General features: G+C 69.6%; 15 protein-coding genes. 5 read left to right on the top strand and 10 right to left on the bottom strand.

The genetic code is table 11. The features are described 5' to 3' along the window. Positions 1-6: 6 nt before the first annotated feature. The 3 genes from MTO91_RS27225 to MTO91_RS27215 all read right to left on the bottom strand — a co-directional run bounded on the left by MTO91_RS27225 (position 7) and on the right by MTO91_RS27215 (position 2,413). Positions 7-1,014: a hypothetical protein gene (locus tag MTO91_RS27225; RefSeq protein WP_179763263.1), complete on the bottom strand. Its 1,008-nt coding sequence runs from the start codon at positions 1,012-1,014 to the stop codon at positions 7-9. Then, entirely contained in the window at positions 1,011-1,682 is a 672-nt protein-coding gene (locus tag MTO91_RS27220; RefSeq protein WP_179763262.1) for a GNAT family N-acetyltransferase, read from the bottom strand. The genes MTO91_RS27225 and MTO91_RS27220 overlap by 4 nt, the downstream gene beginning before the upstream one ends. A 197-nt stretch (positions 1,683-1,879) precedes the next feature. Further along, the gene (locus tag MTO91_RS27215) at positions 1,880-2,413 is read right to left on the bottom strand and encodes a hypothetical protein (protein ID WP_179763261.1); all 534 of its coding nucleotides are present in this window, start codon (positions 2,411-2,413) and stop codon (positions 1,880-1,882) included. 736 nt (positions 2,414-3,149) lie between these two features. Between MTO91_RS27215 and MTO91_RS27210 the strand changes: the two genes are divergently transcribed. From MTO91_RS27210 to MTO91_RS27195, 4 genes are all read left to right on the top strand, one after another. Continuing rightward, positions 3,150-3,479, top strand: a complete 330-nt coding sequence (locus MTO91_RS27210) for a Rossmann-fold NAD(P)-binding domain-containing protein (protein WP_253066766.1) — start codon at positions 3,150-3,152, stop codon at positions 3,477-3,479. A gap of 1,227 nt (positions 3,480-4,706) precedes the next feature. Then, a complete protein-coding gene (locus tag MTO91_RS27205) occupies positions 4,707-5,810 on the top strand; it encodes a PLP-dependent cysteine synthase family protein (protein WP_281010816.1) in 1,104 nt (367 codons plus the stop codon). Continuing rightward, entirely contained in the window at positions 5,810-7,273 is a 1,464-nt protein-coding gene (locus MTO91_RS27200; RefSeq protein WP_281010817.1) for an MDR family MFS transporter, read from the top strand. The genes MTO91_RS27205 and MTO91_RS27200 overlap by 1 nt, the downstream gene beginning before the upstream one ends. Positions 7,274-7,340: 67 nt before the next feature. Then, on the top strand, positions 7,341-8,450 hold the full coding sequence (locus MTO91_RS27195; RefSeq protein WP_281010818.1) for a VldE C-terminal domain-containing protein: 1,110 nt from the start codon (positions 7,341-7,343) through the stop codon (positions 8,448-8,450). A 12-nt stretch (positions 8,451-8,462) separates the two neighbouring features. Here the strand turns inward: MTO91_RS27195 and MTO91_RS27190 are convergent, their stop codons facing one another. The 4 genes from MTO91_RS27190 to MTO91_RS27175 form a co-directional block, all read right to left on the bottom strand. Next, complete coding sequence (locus MTO91_RS27190; protein ID WP_281010819.1) at positions 8,463-9,392, bottom strand: F510_1955 family glycosylhydrolase; 930 nt, start codon at positions 9,390-9,392, stop codon at positions 8,463-8,465. Positions 9,393-9,403: 11 nt separating this feature from the next. Further along, the gene (lnt, locus tag MTO91_RS27185) at positions 9,404-10,879 is read right to left on the bottom strand and encodes an apolipoprotein N-acyltransferase (protein WP_256493486.1); all 1,476 of its coding nucleotides are present in this window, start codon (positions 10,877-10,879) and stop codon (positions 9,404-9,406) included. A 128-nt stretch (positions 10,880-11,007) separates the two neighbouring features. Beyond that, positions 11,008-11,478, bottom strand: a complete 471-nt coding sequence (locus tag MTO91_RS27180) for a rhodanese-like domain-containing protein (protein WP_179763254.1) — start codon at positions 11,476-11,478, stop codon at positions 11,008-11,010. A gap of 767 nt (positions 11,479-12,245) precedes the next feature. After that, on the bottom strand, positions 12,246-12,830 hold the full coding sequence (locus tag MTO91_RS27175) for a TetR/AcrR family transcriptional regulator (RefSeq protein WP_179763291.1): 585 nt from the start codon (positions 12,828-12,830) through the stop codon (positions 12,246-12,248). A gap of 97 nt (positions 12,831-12,927) precedes the next feature. Here MTO91_RS27175 and MTO91_RS27170 point away from each other — a divergent pair, with 97 nt between their 5' ends. Beyond that, entirely contained in the window at positions 12,928-14,340 is a 1,413-nt protein-coding gene (locus tag MTO91_RS27170) for an MFS transporter (RefSeq protein WP_281010820.1), read from the top strand. A 10-nt stretch (positions 14,341-14,350) separates the two neighbouring features. On the opposite strand, the gene MTO91_RS27165 is transcribed toward MTO91_RS27170, so the two are convergent. From MTO91_RS27165 to MTO91_RS27155, 3 genes are all read right to left on the bottom strand, one after another. Beyond that, positions 14,351-15,751, bottom strand: a complete 1,401-nt coding sequence (locus MTO91_RS27165) for a sensor histidine kinase (RefSeq protein ID WP_179763252.1) — start codon at positions 15,749-15,751, stop codon at positions 14,351-14,353. A 145-nt stretch (positions 15,752-15,896) separates the two neighbouring features. Beyond that, complete coding sequence (locus MTO91_RS27160; RefSeq protein WP_476655052.1) at positions 15,897-16,910, bottom strand: TauD/TfdA family dioxygenase; 1,014 nt, start codon at positions 16,908-16,910, stop codon at positions 15,897-15,899. Then, entirely contained in the window at positions 16,907-21,418 is a 4,512-nt protein-coding gene (locus tag MTO91_RS27155) for a Pls/PosA family non-ribosomal peptide synthetase (RefSeq protein WP_253066758.1), read from the bottom strand. The genes MTO91_RS27160 and MTO91_RS27155 overlap by 4 nt, the downstream gene beginning before the upstream one ends. Between the last annotated feature and the right edge of the window lie 257 nt (positions 21,419-21,675).

Below are 21,675 nucleotides of genomic sequence, written 5' to 3'. Positions count from 1 at the left end.
AAGCCCTCACCGGGGCACCGCCCGGGCAGCCGGCTTGCCCGGAGTGATCCCGACGTGCACGTGGTCGCGGTGGACCGCGTCGGTGAAGAACCCGGTCCCGTCGACACGGATCGGCCCGCCGACCTCGGTCGCCCCGGCCTCGCCGGCGGCCGTCATCACGGCCTCGAGGCGGCGGTCGTCGCGGAGCTCCTCGACCGCCACGCCGTCGATCGCCCTGATGTCGAACGCCCGACCGACCGCATGGTTGGACAACCGGGTGGTCGGATAGACCGTGCCCGGGTGACCGGTGGCCGCGACCTGCACGTCGATCCTGGCACGGGCTCCGAGCCGCTGCAGGACACCCAGGATCGGGTCGCCGACACGACGCTCGACGATGTCGGCCCGCACCGGCTCGGGCAGGACGAGGGCGGGGTCCCCGAGCACGGCGCGTCCGAGAGCGGTCGGCCCACCGGCGCGGGCCGGTGCGAGAGGCGGGCGAGGGGGAGCGACCGATGCCGTGACCTCCCACCGGCCCTCGAGCAGGACGAGCCGGACGTCGAGCACCAGCTGTCGCACACCGTCGTGCCCGGTGTCGCCCCAACTCTGCTCGGCGAGCACGATCACGCTCGCCGTGGTCGCGGTGAGGCCACCCTGTTGCGCGAACACGACCTGTGTCCGTGCGCGGGGGGTGGGGAGATCGACCAGTTGCGGTGCGACGGCGCCAAGGGCTGCGGGGTAGCCGGCCGCGACGACGCGATCGCTGGCGGCGGTGGGCTGGGTCTCGTCCCAGCTGCCGATCGCCTCGATGAAGGCGACGGCGGTCTCCTTCGACAGGTCCCCGCGACTGGTGCGCGGAGTCACCACGTCGTCGGGGACAGGTGCGCTGGTGACCGGTGCCGGCGGCGGTGCCCCGGTATCGAGGCGTGGTGAGGCCGGCGCGGCGCCGGCACATCCGGCGGTGACGAGGACAAGCAGCACGAGCGCCGCGGCCGGGAGCAGCCGGTCGCGCGTCGTGCTCCGTGCAGCGGAAGTCACGCGCGATCCGTCGTGGCTAGACAACGCCCGAAGTGCGCGACCGGCACGCCGTCGCGGGTCTGGCTCCGGTAGAGCCAGGTCCAGCCGGTGTGTTCGTAGAACCGCACGGCGGAGTCCGGTTCCGTCGCGGTCACCAGTTCGACCCAGGGAATCCCGAGGCTCGTGCAACGGTCGAGGTAGATCTCGATCAGCCGCCGTCCGACGCCGGCTCCACGGGTCCCCGGATCGACGGCGACGGCGGTCAACTCACCGGTCGATTCCTCGCGCTCGTGTGGTCGCGCGGTGGGCGTGCCCGAGCGTCCCCGCCAGAGGCGAGCGGCGTAGGTCGTCGCTCGACCGCGCAGGAACGTGGCAAGAAGCCGCGGGCGGACCACGAGAGCGAAGACGCCGTGTCGGATGAGCGCTCCCCGGTGGCGCCGCAGCAACTCGCGCCGGAACGCGCGGCGATCCGTGGTACCGACCAGGAACCCGACGACCGTTTCGGCGCTGGCGTCGTCGCTACGCTCGATCGCAACGAGGCCGATGGCGTGGGGGCTGTCGAGGAAAGCGGCCTGCCAGCGCGCGACGAAACCCGTGCCGAGGCGCGGGAAGAAGCCGATCGGCAGGTGTGCGACATGCAGGCCGGCCATGGCGGACAGGTCGTAGGTCGTCGCGGTACGGACGAACACACTCGGACGGCGTCCGGCGGGGCGGGGAGGGCCGTTCGGTGCGGTGGGAACGGGAAGTGTCGCTGCGGATGCTCGATGCCGACACGTTGAGATGACGCCCATGACAGAACTCCAGGCGGGAAGCTCCGGAACACCGGAGACGGGGGTGATCGGGCCATGGGCCGCCCAAACACCCGTGCGAGATGTTCTCGGCGGGGTCAGGCGGCGAGCGCTGACACCGGGGGGCCTCGTCGGGCGACGTCGCGGACGATCGACCACTGGGGCACGGGCAGTGCCGGCTCGTAGCCGACCAGGCGCGGCGAACGAACCGGCCGCTTGGGCGTCGAGACGATGCGCCGGATCAGCGCGACCAGCAGGGGTCGTAGGGCAGCAACGAGGCTGCCGAGCTGCTGAACCTGGGTGATGGCAACGACGATCAGTACCGCCACGATGATGTGCACGACCGAAAGCGACACGTCCCCGGAGTGGTCCGTGGTCGGCGGGACCAGCTTGGTCGAGGCGTGCAACGCCGGCTGCGCCACGACAGCGCCGTTGACCATGGCCAGCAGTCCCTTGTACCGACGTGCGGTGACCAGGCGCGCGAGCGCAGCCGATGCCGCGACCCCGCCGACCGTCGCAGCGTGCACGGGGTGCTCACCGGCCGCGAGGTCCATCCCGATCGCGAGGACGGCGGTCGCGAGGGCGGCCACGAGCAGCGCCCGCGGCGAGGAAGGACGTGCGTCGGCCAGCACGACACTCCTCCCCTCAACCGGACCGAGTGGCATCACTCGGACGTTTTCACGGTAGCGCAGGGCAGCAATTGATCCGGCGCAGGCACAGATCGGCGATCGACTGTGCCGCTGGACGTACGACCTACCTCTTGTGGACGCGACCCTCTTGTGGACGCGACCTGGCGATCCTGTGTCAGTCAAATGGGTGGCTATGGGTGGGTGGCTATGGCTTCTTCGTTCGGCACACGTAGCGTGCCGCCATCCGCTCATAGTGTGACGGTCCGCAACCAACTGATCACTACAACATCAAGTAGGACGATGAACTAACGAATTGAGCCCGACGCGCAGGCCTGGTTCCAGGAGCTGCAGATCGACGACAAGGTCCAGGCCACCACCGCCTCGGTCGAAACGGGGAACGGGACGGTCGTTCCATGCTGACTGAGGCCGCCGACTCGTGCGCTGTGTCGGGCCGGCGGGGCGCGGTCTTCAGACGGGGACGGGGCACCGCGCCGTACCGGACGACTTCACGCCGAGCCACTGGCGAGCTCAATCGGCGGGCGCGGCCGCCTGCACGATCGTGCGGAGAACGGGGTGCACGCGTCGACCTCACACGTCGCGACGCCGCCGTGGTCGGCCACGATGTGCTCGACCAGCACGGGGTGGTCATTCATGCCGCCGAGAACCCGGTGACGGGTCACTGGTCGCGGCTTTCCCACCGGCCCGGCCAGCGACATCGCCGCGTGACACCGCCGACTGCGTGCGGCTCGCCGTCGAGAACCCCGCCGAGCGCGGCGAGTTCCGGGTGTTCAACCAGCTCACCGAGTCGTTCTCGGTCGGCGAGCTGGCCAAACTCGTCGCCGATACACACACCTGCACCGAGATCACGCACCTGGACAACCCACGGGTGGAAGCCGACCAGCACCACTACCACGTCGTCTCCACCGGCCTCGCCGAGCTGGGCCTGCGCCCGCACCTGCTCGCCGCCACCCTGATCACCTCGATGTTCGAGCTGCTCGAGCGGCACGCCGGCCGGGTGAACCGCGCCGCGCTGCTGCCGGCCACGCAGTGGCGCCTGCCCGGACGGTGACGTCGGGGCGACAGTGGCCCGGGCCACAGAACAAGCCGGTGGGGCTGTCGGCGGTGCACGCACCCGTCGCCGGACCCGCCGTGATCGGGTCCGCCACCGCTTCTCACCGACGCCACTGCACTGCAGCGACGAGAAATGAACGACAGGCGGTACCCATCCTGGAGCGGACGTCCCGCGTTGAGCACTCGCAGTCGAGGCGATCGCCGTGCTGGTAGTTGCATCGGCCCGCCCGTGCTGCGGCGCGGTGGCGGTGGCGCCCGCCCCCAGTGGGCCGCGGATCTCGCCAGACCAGGCCATCCAGCGGGTGCAGCGTGCACCATCAGGACGAAGCGATAGCCATCGGCAGGTATACGCTAAGTGACGATCTTTCGTCGAAACGGGTACCGAATTCACGAATGGGGGGTCTTCGTCACGAAGCGGCCGAGGTCAGCCATTCACCGTGGTCGTCGACCTGCCGGCGCCTACGCCTGAGACGCCATACTCTCTAACCGCTCTGACCTGCAGTGTTGGTGGAGGCATCGATGGTCGTGTCCATAGCCGCGCCCCGATAGGACGTCGTGCACGAGTTGTGTGATGACGCACCAACGCTGGGATGCGCGGACGGGCCTGCCGATGACGCTGGTACGGTTCGGCTACTGTGAGCAACCTCGTCGGCGTGCTGGGGACACGGGTGCCAAGATCCGGTGCCCGCCGCGCCGTGGTACTCCTCGCCCTGTCGATGGTCATGCTGATCTGTGGGCTGCACCTGCTCATGCCGGTCCACGGCCCTGAGCTCGTCGCCGGTGGATCCTCGACGCAGCTGACAGGGTCGCAGGCGTCCGCGGGCGTCGCGGCTGACCAGTCGGCCGACCACCGAGACCAGATCGGTGCCGAGCGCCCCGCCGCTCCGCATTCGCATCCTGATGCTCCTGTGTGCCATCAGGACGGAGCCCACGACGAGTCGACTCTCACTGCTCGCGCTGACCGTCCCGTCCCACCGGACGTCTGCGCCGGAGCGGGCGTCGAGATCCGCGTAGCGGCCGCGATGCGGGCACCGCCGCAGATACACCGCGCAGTCAAGACCACGCCCGCTCGAGCAGAGGGTGGGCGTCACCACTTAGTCCTGGCACAGATCTCGCGGACGTAGAGGCCTCGGCGACCACGGACCAGATCCCGGTCGTCGTTTCTCGCGCCCCTACATCGCTCCCTGGCGGTGCGGCACATGTCCGCGCCCGAATGAGGTCTGTCATGTCCACTTCTTTCACGACTCTTCCCGCCGATGCCCCCGGCGTCGCTGCGCGACGTTGCTTCCAGTTGACCGACGTCGTCGGCTCCACACCGACGGTGTGGATCGACGCACCCTTCAGCGCTGCCGGACGGGGGTTCTGGGCCAAGCTGGAAGGCACCAATCCCGGCGGGATCAAGGACCGCCCTGCCCTGCATATGGTCGAGCAGGCCCGTCAACGCGGTGATCTCGAGCCGGGCGGGCGGATCGTCGAGTCCACCAGCGGCACCCTCGGTCTCGGCCTCGCCCTGGCCGGGATCGCGTTCGGGCACCCCGTCACGCTGGTGTCCGACCCGGGTATGGAACCGCTGATGTATCGGCTCCTGTGTGCCTACGGTGCCGAGGTGGTGACCGTGCAGAGCCCGGCGGCGTGCGGTGGGTGGCAGCAGGCCCGCCGCGACCGCGTCGCCGAGGTGCTCGACCAGCATCCCGGCTCGTGGTGCCCTGACCAGTACAACAATCCCGACAACGTGAGCGCTTACGCGCCGCTCGCCGACGAACTGCACGCTCAGCTCGGAAACATCGATGTGCTCGTCTGCTCGGTCGGCACCGGAGGCCACTCGGCAGGTATCTCCCGCGCGCTCCACCAGCACCTGCCCGACCTGGAGGTCGTCGGGGTCGACACGGTCGGGTCGACGATCTTCGGTCAGCCCGCACGACCGCGCCTGATGCGGGGGCTCGGCTCGAGCATCCATCCCCGCAACGTCGACCACAGCATCTTTAGCGAGGTGCACTGGGTCGGCGCGGACGAGGCAGTCTCGGCGTGCCGTGCGATGGCCAGCGCCAGCTACTCCAGCGGAGGCTGGAGCGTCGGCGCCGTCGGCATGGTGGCCGGTTGGCTGGCCCGGACCCGGCCGGAGGGCACCCGGATCGCTGCGGTCTTCCCCGACGGCCCGCAGCGCTACTTCGACACCGTCTACAACGACGAGTTCTGCGCGGCGAAGGGGATCACCGTCGGTGCCCCTCCGCTGCACGACCCGGACGAGATCGACCGGCCCGACGCGGTCGAGGTCCACCGCTGGACCCGCTGTGCCACCGTGCTCCGGCCTGCAGGACGCGAGAGCTGATGCGGGTACTCGACAGATACCGGTCGTTCGACCGGCCGGTCCAGCTGCTGCTGCTCAACCAGCTGACCATCAACCTCGGCTTCTACATGCTCATCCCGTACCTGGCCGACCACCTGTCCCAGGGGCTCGGGCTCTCGGTGCTGATGGTCGGCTTGATCCTCGGGGTACGGAACTTCTCCCAGCAGGGCATGTTCCTGGTCGGGGGCAGCCTGGCCGACCGGTTCGGCTACAAGCCGATGATCGTGGCCGGCTGCGCCTTGCGCACCGGCGGATTCGTGCTGATCGGCCTGGTCGACAACGTCCCGGCCCTGGTCGTGGCCTCGGCCGCGACCGGATTCGCCGGGGCGCTGTTCAACCCGGCCGTGCGCGCCTACATCGCCCATGACACCGGTGAGCGGCGCGTCGAGGCGTTCGCGCTGTTCAGCATCTTCTACCAGGCGGGCATCCTGATCGGCCCGATCGTCGGACTGGCACTGACCGGCATCGGCTTCGCCGTCACCTGCCTGGTCGCCGCCGCCGTGTTCGCCGTGCTCACGGTGCTGCAGATCCGGGCCCTGCCGGCCCGCCGCGGTGACGGCGGCGGCGACGCCGATCGGCGCCCGGTCCTCGCGCAGTGGCGCGACGTCGCCACGACCCGGGGCTTCCTGCCCTTCTCGGTCGCGATGATCGGCACCTACGTCTTGTCGTATCAGGTGTATCTGGCGCTGCCGTTGCACGCCCGGACCCTGGCCGGCGACGGGAACCTGGGCACGGCGTTGGTGACGGCGTTGTATGTCGTGTCCGGCGGGGTCACCATCGCGGCCCAGATGAAGGTCACCGCCTGGTGTCGTGCGCGGTGGGGGCCGGCGGGCTCGCTGAGCCGGGGCCTGGTCGTGCTCGGCGTGGCCTTCGTGCCGCTGCTCGCCGCCGACGGGTTGCTGGTCGCGCTGCCCGACGTCAGCGCGATGATCGCGACGGTGCTGGGTGTGGCGGCGTTGCTGTCGACCGCGGCGCTGCTCGCGATCGGGACCGCCGTGGTGCTGCCGTTCGAGATGGACACCATCGTCGGGCTCGCTCGCAACCGGCTCGTCGCGACCCACTACGGCTTCTACAACACCGTGTGCGGGGTCGGGATCCTGCTCGGCAACGCGGGGACGGGCTGGGCGATCGACCTGGCCCGCTCGCTCGGCGCCCCCTACGCTCCGTGGTTGGTGTTGCTGGTCATCGGGCTGCTGTGCGGGTTCGCCCTCGCGGTGCTGTATCGGCGCGGACTGCTCACCGCACCCGCCGAGGACACCCGAGCAGCGCAGAGCGAACCGGATGGCGACCCCCCGACCACCCAACTGTGGGCGGTCGGCCAGCACGACGACAGCCCGACCCGCCCGCTACCGGCCATCCGTGCTGCCCAGCAGCAGCCGGATCCCACGCCGGTGGAGACGACGCGGCCGCTGGCCGACCTGCCTGGGGCCGCCCGACGATGGTGACCCCCGCACGAGCGGACAAGCCCAGCCGTCCGCGACGACCACCGAGCGGCGCGTCCGTCATGGGGCGGTGAACGGCGTCGGACACGCCGCCGTGGCGTTGCGGCGGCTGGGTGTTCGGCTGCTCGCGGTCGGTGTTGTCGTGGGGGTCCTCGCCGCGGGGCTGGTGTTGGTCCGGATCGCGATGGGGCACTTCCTCACCCCGGTAGCGATCAGGCCGGGGTGCCTGCCCCCTGCCGCGGCCGTGCCCATCTCCGCGACCGGCCCCAGCGGACTCGGCGCCGAGCAACTGGCCAACGCCGCAACCATCGTCGCGGTGGGCCGGGACCGCGCGGTCCCGGAGCGGGCTGTGTGGATCGCCGTGGCCACCGCGATGCAGGAGTCCGGCCTGCGCAACCTCGACTACGGCGACCGTGACTCGCTCGGGCTGTTCCAGCAACGCCCGTCGATGGGCTGGGGCTCGGCCGAGCAGGTCACCGATCCCCGGTACTCGGCCGCGATCTTCTACGACCGCCTGCTGCAGATCCCCGGATGGGCCGACATGGAGCTGTGGGAGGCCGCCCAGGCGGTCCAACGCTCGGCGTTCCCGACCGCCTACGCCAAATGGGAGGACACCGCCGCGAACGTGCTCACCGAGGTCGGTGACGGGGCGGCGCGAACCACCGGGGCACGCACGATCGCGGACGGCGGCAGCTGCGCCGACCCCTCGAGTGCGGTGATCGGCGACGACCCGCGGCCGCGCCCAGCCGGCTGCACCGAGGACGACCCCACCACCCGGGGCTGTGTGACCCCCACGACGCGGTTCGCACTGGAGCAGGTGCGGACCGCCTTCGGCGCGCTCAGCGAGACCACGTATCTGACCTCGACACGCTGCTTCGCCGACCGCCCGGCGAACCCGACCAGCGATCACCCCCTCGGGAAGGGGTGCGACCTGTTCCCCGGACCCGCCGGCAGCTTCGCCTCCGGCCGCGACGTCGACGACGGCTGGGTGATCGCCGAGTGGTTCCGGCGCAACGCCGTCGCCCTCGACGTCTCCTACGTCATCTGGCAGGGTCAGATCTGGCTACGGCCCCAGGCAGGTTCCGGTCGGTGGAGCGACTACACCGGGGGCGGGGTGTACGACCCCGCCGACCCGGTGGGCGGGCACTACGATCACATTCACGTGTCGTTCCGCCGCTAGCCGACCCACTGCTCAGGCGATGCGCGCCAGCGTGGCGCCGCCGTCGGTCGACCGGTGGATGCCGTCGTTGGTCACGATCGTCAACCGGCCCCCGGGCTCGGCGGTGATGGCCTGCGGCGGGCTCTCGGTACCGGCACGCCGCTGCCAGGTCGCGCCCCGGTCGGTGCTGGCGTGCACCGTTCCGTCCGGCCCGATCCCGTACACCGCGCCGTCGCCCGCCCACGACACGAAAGCCAACAGCGGGCTACCGGTGACGCTGCGGAAGGTGGAGCCACCGTCCTGGCTGGCGGCCACCCCGTTCTCGGTCGTGGCCAGTACCCGGGTCCCGTCGGAGGGGTCCACGGCGATGTCGAGGGCATCCAGCGCGGCGCGCTCCTGCCAGGTGCGACCGCCGTCGCTGCTGACCATCAGCAGGCCGCGGGTGGCGTCGAGCCCGACAACCGAGGTGCCGGCGGCGTCGAGAGAGTGGAAGTCGACCTGGCCCTGCAGGCTCACGGGCTCCCACGTCGTGCCCGCATCAGTGCTGCGGACGAGCCCGACCGGGTTCGGGGTGCCGGCGTCGTCGGGGGCGGGGTGTCCGCTGGCGAGGAAGGTGCGGGGCCCGGCGACGGTGAACCCCATCAGGTCCGGCCCTGCGGTCTCCGGTGGGTCCTGGCGAGGAACCAGTGTCCCGTCGGGGGCGAGGGCGAACAGCCCGTAGTGGCCGGCAACGACCACGCTGCCGCCCGCAGGGTCGACGCCCACTCCGTGTACGTGTCCGACCGGGGCGAAAAGATCTGCGGTGGTGGTGTTGGCGGCGGTGTCCGAGGTGTCGGACGCACTCCCTGCGCCACAGCCGGCCAGCACGAGGACGGTGCCGGCGGCAAGGAAGGCGTGGGCCCGGCGCGGTCGGACTCTGCGCTGGGGGAGACCTGTGCGGTGTGCGGGCGATCTGTTGACCATGGGACGGAGGATTACCTTTCTGCGGGGCGCGGGGATCCGACGATGCGTCCGCGACGTCGGGCTGCGGGGAGCCAAGCGACGGCGACGGCGGCGGCCGCAAGGATGATGTAGGGGCCGTCGCCGAGACGGGTGTACGGGGTGAGGCCGGTGCGCAACGTGACGGGCTCGCGCAGCAGCGCCGGATCACCGAGGGGCGACAGTGCGCGGACTGTCCCGTCGGGGTCGACAACGGCCGAGTAGCCAGTGGGTGCGGCTTGGATGACGCTGCGTGCGCTTTCCAGCGCGCGCAGGCGTGCCGCGGCGACTTCGATCGAGGGGACGTCGTCGGTGACATACGACGAGGCATTGGTCGGGACCAGGACGAGTTCGCCACCGGCACGGACCGCTTCCCGCACCCGGTCGGCGAACAGCACCTCGTAGGAGATGACGACTCCGAGCCTGCGGCCGGCGACGTCGAGAGCCGCCGTGCCGTCGCCCACGATGGCGTCGCGGGGGACCAACGCCGTCAGATCGGTGACCTTCTCCAGCAAGGCCCGACCGGGGATGTACTCGCCGAACGGCACACGATGTTCCTTCTCGTAGCGCCCGGTCTGCTGGCCGCGGGCGTCCCACAGCAGCGCGGCATTGCGGAACCCGCTGCCCTGCGTCTCGGTCACACCGGCGATGACCGGGGCGGCGAGCCGCCGAGCCAGTTCGGCGACGGCTCGGTCGTTCGGTCCGCCGATCACCGGCCCGCGGGAGGTGATCACGTTCTCCGGGAACAACACGAGGTCGGGAGATGCGGTGATGTCGCGGGCAACAGCCAGGTGCCGGTCGGTGGTGTCCTGCGGATCGGTGAAGACCGCCCGCAGCCCCCGCGGGCCCCCGCCCTGCACGATCGCGGTGTCCAGCCGGCCTGTGGCGGTGGTCGTGGCGGCGGCGACGGCGGCCCCGACCGGTGGGATGGCGACACTTCCGGCGAGGGTCGCGGCGAGAACGACGACCCGCTGTCGACCGGTGGCCGTGATTGTGGCCGCGAGCCCGGCCCCTGCAGCGGCGGCGAGCCCGGTGACCAGTAGTGACCCACCCACGGGGGCCGCATCGGCAAAGGGGCCGTCGAGCTGGCTGAGCACCAGCGCGGGGAGCGGGAATCCGCTGAAGGGGAACGCAGTCTGAGCGGCGTCGAGCAACATCAGCAACGCCGGCACCGCCCACCACCCGTGCCATGGGCGTCCCGGCGTCGATCCCGGCACGGCGCAGGCCACCGCGACGAGCAACGCCGTCTCGACAACCGTGACGGCCAGATAGCCGGCCACGGCGAAGTCGGACAACCAGTACAGCGACGAACTGAACCACACCAGACCGGTCGCCGCGCCGATGCCGGCGCGCTGGCGAAGCGTGCGACCTCGAAGCGCCAGAACCCACATCGCGACACCGAGTGGTACCAGTGGCCACCAGCCTCGAGGTGGAGCTGCTGCCGCGAAGGCGGCGCCTGCCGCGACCGCCAAGACGAAGCTTGCCCGGAGACCGAGCCGGCCCCGCCCGCGCCGTGACGTCGTTTCTGTGCCTGATGCCCTCTCGTGTCCTGACGCCGGAGAGTGCGGCGCACGCTGTCGTGGAAACCGGTCTCGGTTCGTCACGAGCCGGCTGCCAGGAGTGGGTGGCCTGCGTCCTGCCAGGCTTGCATCCCGCCGGCCAGGTCGGTGAGATTGCGGTAGCCGAGCTTGGCCAGTGTCGTCGCAGCGGCCGCGCTCATCGTTCCGGTCCGGCAGTACACGGCCAGCGCAGCGGCTCGATCTGCCGGCAGCTCCGCGACCCGCTCGCCGATCTGGTCGAACGGGATCGAGGCGTCGGTGCCGGCGATGGAGCCGTCGTCGGGCGTGTGCACGTTGACGACCACGACGCCGTCTCTGTCCACCAGTTCGGCGAACTGCGCGGCATCGACGAGCCGCACCGGGGACGCCGCAGCGCCGGTGGAGACGGTGGCAGCGCTCGGTGCTGCGGCCTCACGGGCTGTCGGGGTGCTGGCGCAGGCGGCAAGCAGGACAAGCGCGGCGAGAGCGATCGTTGCGGGACGCACGAGGCCGAGGCCGGGTCGACAGGTCATCGCGGTGCTGGCTCCAGTGGGCGCGGCGGCTCGGTCGAGGGAAACGAGACCCTCTTGTGGTCCTATGTATCGTAGGAGATGCCGTGATGGCGATGCCGCGCACTGCACCCCCCTCCGCGGTAGCGCACATCGGCACCGCCCGGTGCGGCGGGCGGACCGGTGGGCATCGGCCCACTGGTCCGTTCCCGCTGGCCCGCGCTGTCTCACCGGTTGCGGACGTGGTCGCACGGCGAACCGTGCCGTACGAGGCACCAGTGGCACCCGCTGCGCTGCTGGCGCGGTTCGACGCGCTCGCGGCGTCGTTGCCACCGGGGGAGACGAGGCAACCCGGCTTGTTCACTGGTACGTCGCGTTGGAGCAGGTGGCGGCGCTTGCGATCTCACTCGGCAGCCAGACGTGCAGGTGGAAGGGGGCCAGGGTCTGATCGTCCACCCCTCGACGGCGTCGAGATCGACGAGCTGACCGTCGCCGTCGAGCATCGAAGTTCTGTCCGTCGATCGTGAAGGCCATCCCCATCGGGCCAGAACCCGTTGTTCCCATTCTCTGGTGCCCAACACACGACAACGCCTGCCTGCTCCGGGACCACCCTTCGATGAGGCAGGACAGCGGGCGGCGTCTCTCTCAACGAAGCGGCCCCACACCTGGGCTCGATGCTCTTCCAGTCACGGCGAGGGTCTCGTCGCGGACGGGGTCGATACCGATGATCCGGTGGCCGGCCGTCCGACCTCGCTTGCCCACGCGACACACGATGACCCAGTCAGTCGCGATCACCCCTCGACGTGCCCCGGCGCGAAGGCCCGGAGCACAGTCGTCACAATCAGCTCAGCAGCATCGGAAGGGTGGATGTTCGCCCTTCCGACCTCGTCGGCAGCACCGTGGATGAGCCGATGCAGAACCGCGACCATCCAGGAGATGGGGAGGTCATCGCTGAACACACCGTCAGCTTGTCCTCGTTCGAGCACGCGTACAGGACGCTCGGCCAACCTCTCATGGAGCTGGTGGATCCGCTCTGAGGCCAGTTCCTTCTCTGCGGCGGCGACAAGACTGAGGGAGCGACCGGTGTGCTCCCAACTGGCGCGGATGTAGCGCGCCAGTGCTTCCCGCGGTGGACCTTGCAGATCGACCGACTTCAGGGCGACATCCACCTGCTCGAGTACGTGCACGACAGCGGCATCGACGAGTTCCGCCCGCGAAGGGAAGTGCCCGTAGACGGTCACCCGGCCGACCCCGGCCTCCTTCGCGACGTCGGCCACGCTCGCCTCCGGGCGTCGCCCTAGGCAGTCCGCCGCTGCCTCGACGATCGCATCGATGTTGCGGCGAGCGTCCGCTCGCCGGGGTCCACCCGAGGCCATCTGCTCTGAGCCAGCTCCCATGAGCTCGAACATACCTGTTTGACTTAGAACGGCAATTAGGTAACTCTGACAGCACTGTACGAGTTAAGGAGTTGCCATGCCCGACTCGACCGGCACGCCGCCGGATTCCAGAGTGGTCGCACACACCGGACGCTGGCGGACGCTGGCGTTGCTCGGCGTTGCTCAGTTCATGCTGATCGTCGATGTCACCGTCGTGGCGATCGCGCTACCCCACATGGGTGCCGACCTGGGCCTGTCCCGCGACGCGCTGACATGGGTGACGAGCGCCTACACGCTTACGTTCGGCGGTCTGATGGTGCTCGGAGGACGCGTTGCGGACCTCATCGGACCACGCCGGCTCGTCCTCGCCGGTCTTGCGGTGTTCACGATCGCGTCGCTGACCGCCGGTATCGCCGATGGGTCGGCGATGTTGATTGTCAGTCGGATCGCGCAGGGCGTCGGCGCAGCCATGCTTTCGCCGGCGGCGCTGTCGTCGGTCGTGCGACTGTTCGACGGCGAGGAGCGGAACAAGGCCCTCGGTATCTGGTCTGCCATGGGCGGCGCCGGCGGCGCGGTCGGAGTGCTGCTCGGCGGAGTCCTGACCGGCGGGCCGGGATGGCCGTGGATCTTCTTTGTGAACATCCCCGTCGGCGCGGTGATCCTCGTCCTTCTGATCCGCATGCTCCCGGCGTTGCCCGGGGTCCCGGTGCAGGAGCGCCAGGGAGTCGACGTTCTGGGTGCCGTGCTGATCACCGGTGGGACCGGCCTGGTCATCTACGCTCTGATCGGGGCCGGTGATCGGGGCTGGCTCGCCCCCGTCACGGTCGGCCTCGTCGTCGCGGGCGCAGCACTGTATGCGGCCTTCGTCGTCTGGCAACGACGGGTTCGATCCCCGCTCATGGATGTCGAGCTGATGACCCGCCGCTCGGTGGGGTCGGGGACCTTCGTGATCCTGATGGCCACGGCCCTCATGGTCGCCATCTTCTTCCTCGGCTCCTTCTACCTGCAGGACGCGATGGGCCACAGCGCGCTCACGACCGGCCTCCTGTTCCTGCCGGTCGCCGGTGCGACGATGCTCGGCGCCAACCTCGCAGGATGGGTCATGGCGCGCGTCGGCGGCCGGGCACTGGCGCTCGGCGGGTTACTTCTCGCCGCACTCGGGCTGGCCGTCCCCGCGCTGTGGGCGGGGACGCTCAGCATGGTGCTCGGGCTGAGCGCAGCCGCTGCGGGGATCGGCTCGCTGTTCCTCGTCGCCTCGGCGACGGCACTGGGGCAGGTCGAGCCGGAGAAGTCGGGCGTCGCGTCCGGCATCGTCAGCACCTTTCACGAGTTCGGAGCGTCTATCGGCACCGCCGTGGTCTCGAGCATCGCGGCAGCAAGTCTCATGACCGGCTCGGGCGAGGGGTTCGGCAGAGCCTTCGGCGTAGCGGCCGTGATCGCACTGGGCGCCGGCGTCGTCGCGACATGCTGGATCCCGGCACGCGTTCGCACGAGCAGGACGACCGATTGAGGCGGCCGGATCAACCCTGGTGCCGCGACGGCACCGCGGGCTCCGTGGCTGGCTCGCCCCGGCCGGAATCAGGATGATGCTGAGGTTCCGCCGCTTCCCCGGGAACCTGGGGGAAGCTCAGTCGATCCACCGGCTCGTTCTCGCGGTGCGCCGGAGAGCGGGTCTTGGTCGCGACCGGGAGCAGCAGCGTCATCGTCGACGGGACGGTACCGACGGTGAGTCGTCCGCCTTCGCTTTCGGCGAGTCGACGGGCCAGCGGCAAGCCCATACCGTTCCCGACGTGTCCGTCCGTGAGAGCGGCCGTCGGGACACCGGACCCTTCGTCGCTGATCTCGACCGCGATCGCGCTCTCTCCCAGCTCGTGGACGGAGACCGACACCGCCCCTGCACCGTGGAAGTAGGCGTTGTCGAGAAGAACACCGACGATCTGGCGGACGGCGGCCGACGACGCGTCCGGCCGCGGAAGAGAATCCGGCAGCCGGATCGAGAACCTTCGGCTCTCCCGGGCGAGGCGAGAACGCCACTCCTCGTCGAACTCGGCGAGCAGCGCGGAGAGATCGGCCGGTGCTGAGGTCGTCTGACGTTCGCGTGCCAGTACCAGGAGCTCGTCGATCGTGCGCTCGAGCCGGTCGATCGAACCCAGACCGTCCGCGATCTCTGCGATCGTCATGCGCTCGGGCCGGTCGAGTGCGGACTCCAATCGGAGCCGCAGGCCTGCCAGGGGCGTGCGTAGTTGATGAGAGGCTTCCGCTGAGAACGCTCTCTCGCGCGCGACGAGGTCGTCGAGCCGCCGCGCGGTTCGGCTGAGGGCGGCGCTCGCCCGGTCGGTCTCCGCGATACCGGTCGAATCCGGGGTGATACCGAAATCCCCGTCTCCCAGCCGGTCCGCGTCGTCGACCAGGCGCTCGAGCGGACGGGACAGACGGATCGCCAGCCGTCGCGCGAGTAGCCACGCTGACACCAGCACGACAGCGGCGAGGCCCGCCATTCCCAGCCAGATGGGGACCAGGGCGCCGTAGACTTGAGACGGCGGTGTGGACGTACGAACCACGCCGATGATGTCGCCCGTGTCGCTGACCGGGACCGCGACGGTCAGGTCCTCGACCGGCGGTGGACCGGTGCGGCTGCCGAGGACGTACTCGACCGGCGGGTCGCCGTGCGCGGGGCCGTCTCCGAGCAGCCGCGTCCCCTCGTCGTCGTAGAGGGCGATCGCGGCTTCGCCGGGGCCGTCCGGCAGGCGTCTCGGCACGAGATCGTCGGTCATGTCCTCCTGCACCGTGCGAGCGGCGAACCCCGCGAGACGCTGCAGTGAGGAGCGTTCCTCCGCCACCGAAAACTCGGCCAGTCCGATGACAAGCGGTATCCCGAACAGCGCCACCGCGAAGGCCGCAGCGGTGACAGCGAGTGCCACGATCCGCGACCTCATCGATCGGACCCTCCGCTGTCGGGCAGCGGCATCGCCAGGCGATTGCCGTGCCCGCGCGGTCCTGTGATGGCGGAGCCCGATAGGGCGGGAAGGCGCGAAGCCTGCGCAGGATCCCGACCTGACTGTTGAATTACTCGGCTAGTGTGCACTGGTCAGCCATCGCAGCGAGCACCTCCCGCGGTCCCGTGTAGGGATCACGGCCGTGGGCAGTGCGGATGTTGTCGACGACCAGGAGGTCACCGCTCTGCCAGGGCTCGCGGACGGCGTTGGCGGAGTATGCCTGCATGATGTGGGATATGAGGTCCCAGCCGATGGGGGTGCCGTCCCCGAAGCAGGTGGTGGCCGGTAGCCCGTCGGGCCCGAGCAGGTCGCGCAACTCGTGGGCTGTTTCGGGGCCGAAGACCCACTCGCTGTAGTAGGCGATCTCGTTGAACCAGCAGCGCACTCCCGTGATCGGGTGCCGGACGACGGCCGGGCGGCGTTGCCGGGTGCGGAGCTGTCCGCCGCGGCGCCACTCGAAGTCGATGGAGTGTGCTCGGCAGTAGTCCTCGACGCCGTGTCGGTCACCGATGCCGAAGGCCTGAGACCAGGACGGACCGACGTCGCCGTTGTAGGTGCGCACCAGCATCCATCCCTCACGCTCACAACGCTTCACCAGACTCGCGGGCAAGGCTGCGAGCACGGTGGAGGAGTCGACGAGGACTGTGGCCCCGCCGAGGACGGGCGGGGACAGGCAGACGAACATCATCGAAGCGGGGAACCAGTCGCGGTACGACAGCTCGTGGTGCGGGCACATCGGGATCCCGTGTGGCCATCGCGTCGTCGAGTAGACGCGGTCGGTGTAGGGCACCCGCGGTGCGAAGGCCTCACGCTCGGCCATCAGGTCGTCGGCGAGCATCCGTACCACGTCGCCGGCCAGGATCGGGTCATACAGGCCCAGACCGCGGACCAGCACTGCGCCGTGGTCGACCACGGCCGCACGGAGCGCTCGCCTCGTTTCGAATGCCCACTGCAACGGGTCGTCCGGGTCGACCTGCAGGAGAGCAGGCGTGCCGGGGCGGCATTCGACCTGGAGCTCCACGTTCTGGGGAGGCCGGGACGAGAAGGACATGTCGACTCCCCATGGTGCGCGGTCGGCGCTCATGCCGACGTCGGAATGGATCTGGTGGGCAGCTCGCGGGCCGGGTTGGCGCCCCAGGTCTCGCCCGCGGGGACTTCCTCGCCCTTCATGAGGAACGAATCGGCCTCGATCACGGCGTCATCGCCGATGGTGATGCCGTAGTGCACGAAGGCGCCGATCCCGAGCGTGACCCGCGACCCGATGACGGTGTAGTCGGACTTGAACGCACCGTCTTCCTGCGAGTGGTTCTGGACGATGCTGCGCTCATTGAGCGTGCAGTCGTCACCGAACCTGATGAATGGTCGCTCGACGAACGCGGCGCCGTCGTCGAACAGGCGCGCGCCGACCCGCATGCCGAGCATGCGCAACAGCAGCCCCTTGAACGGGGTGCCGTTGAACAACAGCAGGTAGCTCGGAGCGGGTACCTTCCAGAACCGTTCGTGCCCCCAGAAGATCGGCTCGTAGATCGAGCACCCCTTCGGCGCCCGCAGGAGCAGTCGCCGCACCGACCGGTCGACCGCGGTGAACCACCCGACGGTGAGCACGGTGATCAGCACCTGCGCGACCAGGATTTCGGCAGCGCCGAGCGTGACCTCCCAGATCGCGATCCCGGGGACCAGCAGTGCGATCCCGAAGAAGTAGAGCCAGCGCACGATCAGGTGCAGCGCGATCGTGACGGCGTTGTGCCGATTCTTGCCACGGAGCGCGCGCCGCAGTCCCTGCTCGCCGAGCTCGAGTTGTGCGTCCCGGGCGACCGTGCGCGGAATCTCGAAGCTCGGAGAACCGAGCAGGCCGACGTCCTCTCGGACCGGGCCGTCGACGGGGATCATGACCTTGGTGCCGAGCAGGCAGTTGTTCCCGACCCTGCCCTGCGACGGGTAGACGATCCGGTTGCCGAAGAAGCTGTTCGTACCGATCGTGGTCTGCGACAGGCGGAAGGACGTGTGCGAGTACTCCGCGTTGACGATCGAGAGGTCGTCGGCGACGACGGTGCCGGTGCCGATCCTGGTCAGATAGGGCGACTCGTGCTTGATCAGCATCCCGAAGTTGTTGCCGGTCTGCACCAGTGGCCGGAGCTTGTAGCCCACGGCCCGGAGGTAGTGCGGGATCGCGGAGCTGTCCCCGAGCAGCATCGTGAACGTGACGCTGTTGGTCAGCAACGCAACGGTCTGGTGCAGGAAGTAGTGCACTCCGTAGAGCGGGTAGACACGGTCCGGCCGCACCGCGCGAGCCAGCAGGCGTGGAACGGTGATCATCACCAGGAACGCCACGAGCAGGACGCCGAAGAACAGCACGAAGCTCAGAGCGAGGATCTCGAGGTAGAAGTACCAGTGGACGAACGCCTCCGGCCCGGGGAACAGCAGCGCCGTCAGCTGCGGAACCTCGCGCAGCAGTAGCGCGATGCCGCCGAGGGCGAGCGGGAGGGCCAGGCCCAGGATGATGGTCAACTGCACCAGCGAATAGACGATCTTGCGGGTCAGCCCGGACCTGGCGGGCGGGACGGTGCAGTAGTTCACGCCGGCCGGGCGGGCCGGTGATCCGTGCCAACGCTCGCCGGCGGGGACCAGCTGACCGCTCAGCAATGCGGAGGTGTGTCCGAGCTGGCCGCCGTCGTCGATGCGTGAGCCGAGCTCGAGGACCGTGGCTTCGCCGACGAACGCATCGGCGCCCAGGGTGACCGACCCGATCTCGATCAGACCATCGCGGGCGCGGTAGCCAGAGAACATCGCGTCCTTGCGGATCACCGTGCGGTCACCGATGGACAGCAGGTCGGTGCACACCGGCATGGATTGGGCGAACAGTGCCACGTCGCGGCCGATCCGGGCGCCGAGCGAGCGGAGATACAGCGCGTAGAGCGGTGAGCCGCGGAACAGAACCAGCGGGTTCATGCGCACCAGCGTCTTGACGATCCAGAATCGGACGTAGCCTAGGCTCCAGATTCGGATCGAGCGGGGCTTCCACCGACCGATCAGTACCCACTTGACCACGATCGGGAACAGGCACAGGAACGCGAAGCTCGCTGCGCCGACGACGACCGCCCGCGTGTAGAGATCGAGCAGGGTCGGCGACACGACAAACCACTCGTAACCCAGGAACAACACCAACGCCATGAGATAGGACCAGCCCACGGCGAACGCGACCTGGAGCGCGCCGCACAGGACATATCCCGCGGTGCCGACCCGGCGGACCGAGGCCCACCGGTCGAGCACGACGGCCGGCTCCTCCGGCGGAGTCGACGCGGTGAGATCACCTCGTGCGGCCGGGGCGAGCGAGGCGGCCAGGCCGACGAGCGTCGGAGTGGCGTAGACGTTCTCCATCGACAGCGTCGGCAGCCGGGGGTCCTTGCGGACGCGGGCGCAGAACTTCGCCATCATCAGGGAGTCGGCGCCCAGGTCGTCGAAGAAGTTCGCCTCGTCCGGCACCTCCCGTTCCACCACCGCGGCGAGGACCTCGCCGAGCTGCACCGCCAGTTCCTGCGCCGCTTGTGCGGTCCCGTCGGCGGCGGGGGCCACGGCCGCCGCCAGGTCGGTCAGGGTCGGATGGCTGTAGACGTCCTGTATCGACAGCGTCGGCAACTCGGGGTCCTTGCGGACGCGGGCGCAGAACTTGGCCATGTCCAACGAGTCCGCGCCGAGCTCGAAGAAGTTCGCCTGCGGAGGAACCTCGTCACGGTCGAGTACCTCCGCCAGGATCTCGGCCAACTGTTCCTCCACCACGACCGGCGACGGCGGCGCCGGTGCCTCAGCCGGTGCGAGAGCGGTGGCCGGTAGTGCGAGAGCGGTGGCGAGGCGTCGCAGTGTCGGGTGCTCGTAGATGTACTGGATCGACACCGACGGTAGGTCCGGGTGTGTGCGTACCCGGGCGCAGAACTTTGTCATCAGCAACGAGTCGGCCCCCAGGTCGTCGAAGAAGTTCGCGTCGACGGGGACCCGTTCGCGGTCCAGCACCCCGGCAAGCACCTCGCCCAGAAGCGCCTCAGCGCCGGTGGGGGCGGTGGGGGCGGTGCCGGCACCCGGTGCGGGGACGGGGGGCATCGGTGCGGCGTGTTCTACCGCCATTGACTGCGTCGTGGGTGCCTCCGGGGCGAGGGCCTCCAGGTTCGGGGGTGCCGGCTCGAAGCGACGGCCACGTGCGGATGGCCCTTCCTCGAGTCGGGCTCGGTACTCGATACGACCGTCGGCGGTGATGCGGCCCAGGTCGCCGGTGCGAAAGATCCGCTGCGACGGATTGCCGGGCACATCCAGCGAGTCGGCAACGAACGCTGCCTGTGCCAGGTCGTCACGGTTGACGTAGCCGCGGGCCAGCCCGACCCCGGCGATCCCGATCTCACCGATCGCACCGCGCGGTAGCGCCGAGCGCGGATCCTCGACGTCCAGCACGACAACGCTGTAGGTCGGCAACGGAACGCCGAGCGAAGGGGGCCGGCCCGGCTCCAGCTCGGTCCAGGTGGTGGTCACGGTTGCTTCGGGCGGACCGTAGGTGCCGATCAGCCGACGTCCGGGACGGCGCCAGCGCCTGATCACCTCCGGTGGGCACGACGCGCTCGACAGCACCAGCCGCAGAGCGAGCAGACGCTCGTCGAGTGCAGCCAGTGTCGCGGCGTCGCTGCGCAGCACCGTCACACATCGCTCACCGAGGAAGCGCCACAACGGCTCTCCCTGCAGGTTCGACCCGGCCGGCGGAGCGACCACCGTGGCTCCGGCGACCCACGGCACCCAGGTTTCCTCCACCACCAGGTCCGACGCCGGTGACTGCCCCTGGAACACCCGGTCACCGGGCACGATGCCATACACCTCGGCTGCCACACGCACGAAGTTGCATACGCTGCTGTGGTCGATCGCCACTCCGTGCGGACGTCCGTCGGTGTCGAAGCTGTAGACGATGTAGGCGACCGGCCCGCCCGGCACGCCGCGTTCAACGTCGAGCAAGCGTCGTGAACTCTGTTCGGCGATGAAGCGCCCGGCGAGGTCGAGCTCGACCACGGTCGTCGCCGTCCGCGCATCGAGTTCAGGGATCCCGGCCGCGACTGTCGAGGTCGTGAGCACCAACTGCGCGCCTGCATCAGCGATGATGGCGACCACGTGGTCGCCATCGAGTCGCACGTCCAGTGGAACGTAGGCGGCACCGACCTTGGCCACGGCGAGCATCGCGACACAGAAATCAGCTGAGCCGCCGAGTAGCAGCGCGACTCTGTCCCCCCGGCCGATGTGGTGCAGTCGCAGGTAGCGGGCCAAGCGGTTTGCCTCGTCGTCCAGCTCCAGATACGAGAGGACACCCTCCGGGGCATCCACGGCCGAGCGGTCGGCGCAACCGAATCGGACCAACCACTCGCACTGCGCCTCAAACAGAGCCTCAAGTCGCTCGGTCGGGTGCGCACGCCTGCCCTGTGGCTCGTCCTGGTCGATCAGGATCCGTCCGGGTTCAGGGCTGCCCGCTTCCAGCCCGGTGGATCCCGACGTGCCGGGACCGCTGCGCAAGCCCGTCCGAACATCATCGTCGGGTGTCCGAATGAGTTGGTCCCAGCGGGTCATTGCGTTTCTCCGGTGCTGTCCCGCGGCACCGCGCCATCAGATTGAGCGACCGGACGTCGGATGCACGGCCCGATCCGTACGCTTTGCACGCCGCTGGGCATTCCGATCCTCGTGTCCGATTCCACTACGATTCTCGGGCGGCCGGTGATCGGATCGATGGCTCTCACTCGCTGCCGCAAGATCCCTCCGCTCGGACCGGCGAGCCTGGAAGAGCCGAAACGATCTATGACCGGAGCAGCGCAACCGCTACCTCCAAC

Source organism: Pseudonocardia sp. 2-7, from assembly GCF_056341085.1.
Note: the sequence above shows the minus strand (reverse complement) of the source record. Positions and strands in the feature narration are given on the sequence as shown.

What these genes read in the sequence shown, in the direction of transcription:
- MTO91_RS27155 (WP_253066758.1), bottom strand. Translation starts at nt 21,418, where the DNA reads ATGACCCGCTGGGACCAACTCATTCGGACACCCGACGATGATGTTCGG.
- MTO91_RS27190 (WP_281010819.1), bottom strand. Translation starts at nt 9,392, where the DNA reads ATGGTCAACAGATCGCCCGCACACCGCACAGGTCTCCCCCAGCGCAGA.
- MTO91_RS27170 (WP_281010820.1), top strand. Translation starts at nt 12,928, where the DNA reads ATGCCCGACTCGACCGGCACGCCGCCGGATTCCAGAGTGGTCGCACAC.
- MTO91_RS27160 (WP_476655052.1), bottom strand. Translation starts at nt 16,910, where the DNA reads ATGAGCGCCGACCGCGCACCATGGGGAGTCGACATGTCCTTCTCGTCC.
- MTO91_RS27175 (WP_179763291.1), bottom strand. Translation starts at nt 12,830, where the DNA reads ATGGCCTCGGGTGGACCCCGGCGAGCGGACGCTCGCCGCAACATCGAT.
- MTO91_RS27205 (WP_281010816.1), top strand. Translation starts at nt 4,707, where the DNA reads ATGTCCACTTCTTTCACGACTCTTCCCGCCGATGCCCCCGGCGTCGCT.
- MTO91_RS27200 (WP_281010817.1), top strand. Translation starts at nt 5,810, where the DNA reads ATGCGGGTACTCGACAGATACCGGTCGTTCGACCGGCCGGTCCAGCTG.
- MTO91_RS27180 (WP_179763254.1), bottom strand. Translation starts at nt 11,478, where the DNA reads ATGACCTGTCGACCCGGCCTCGGCCTCGTGCGTCCCGCAACGATCGCT.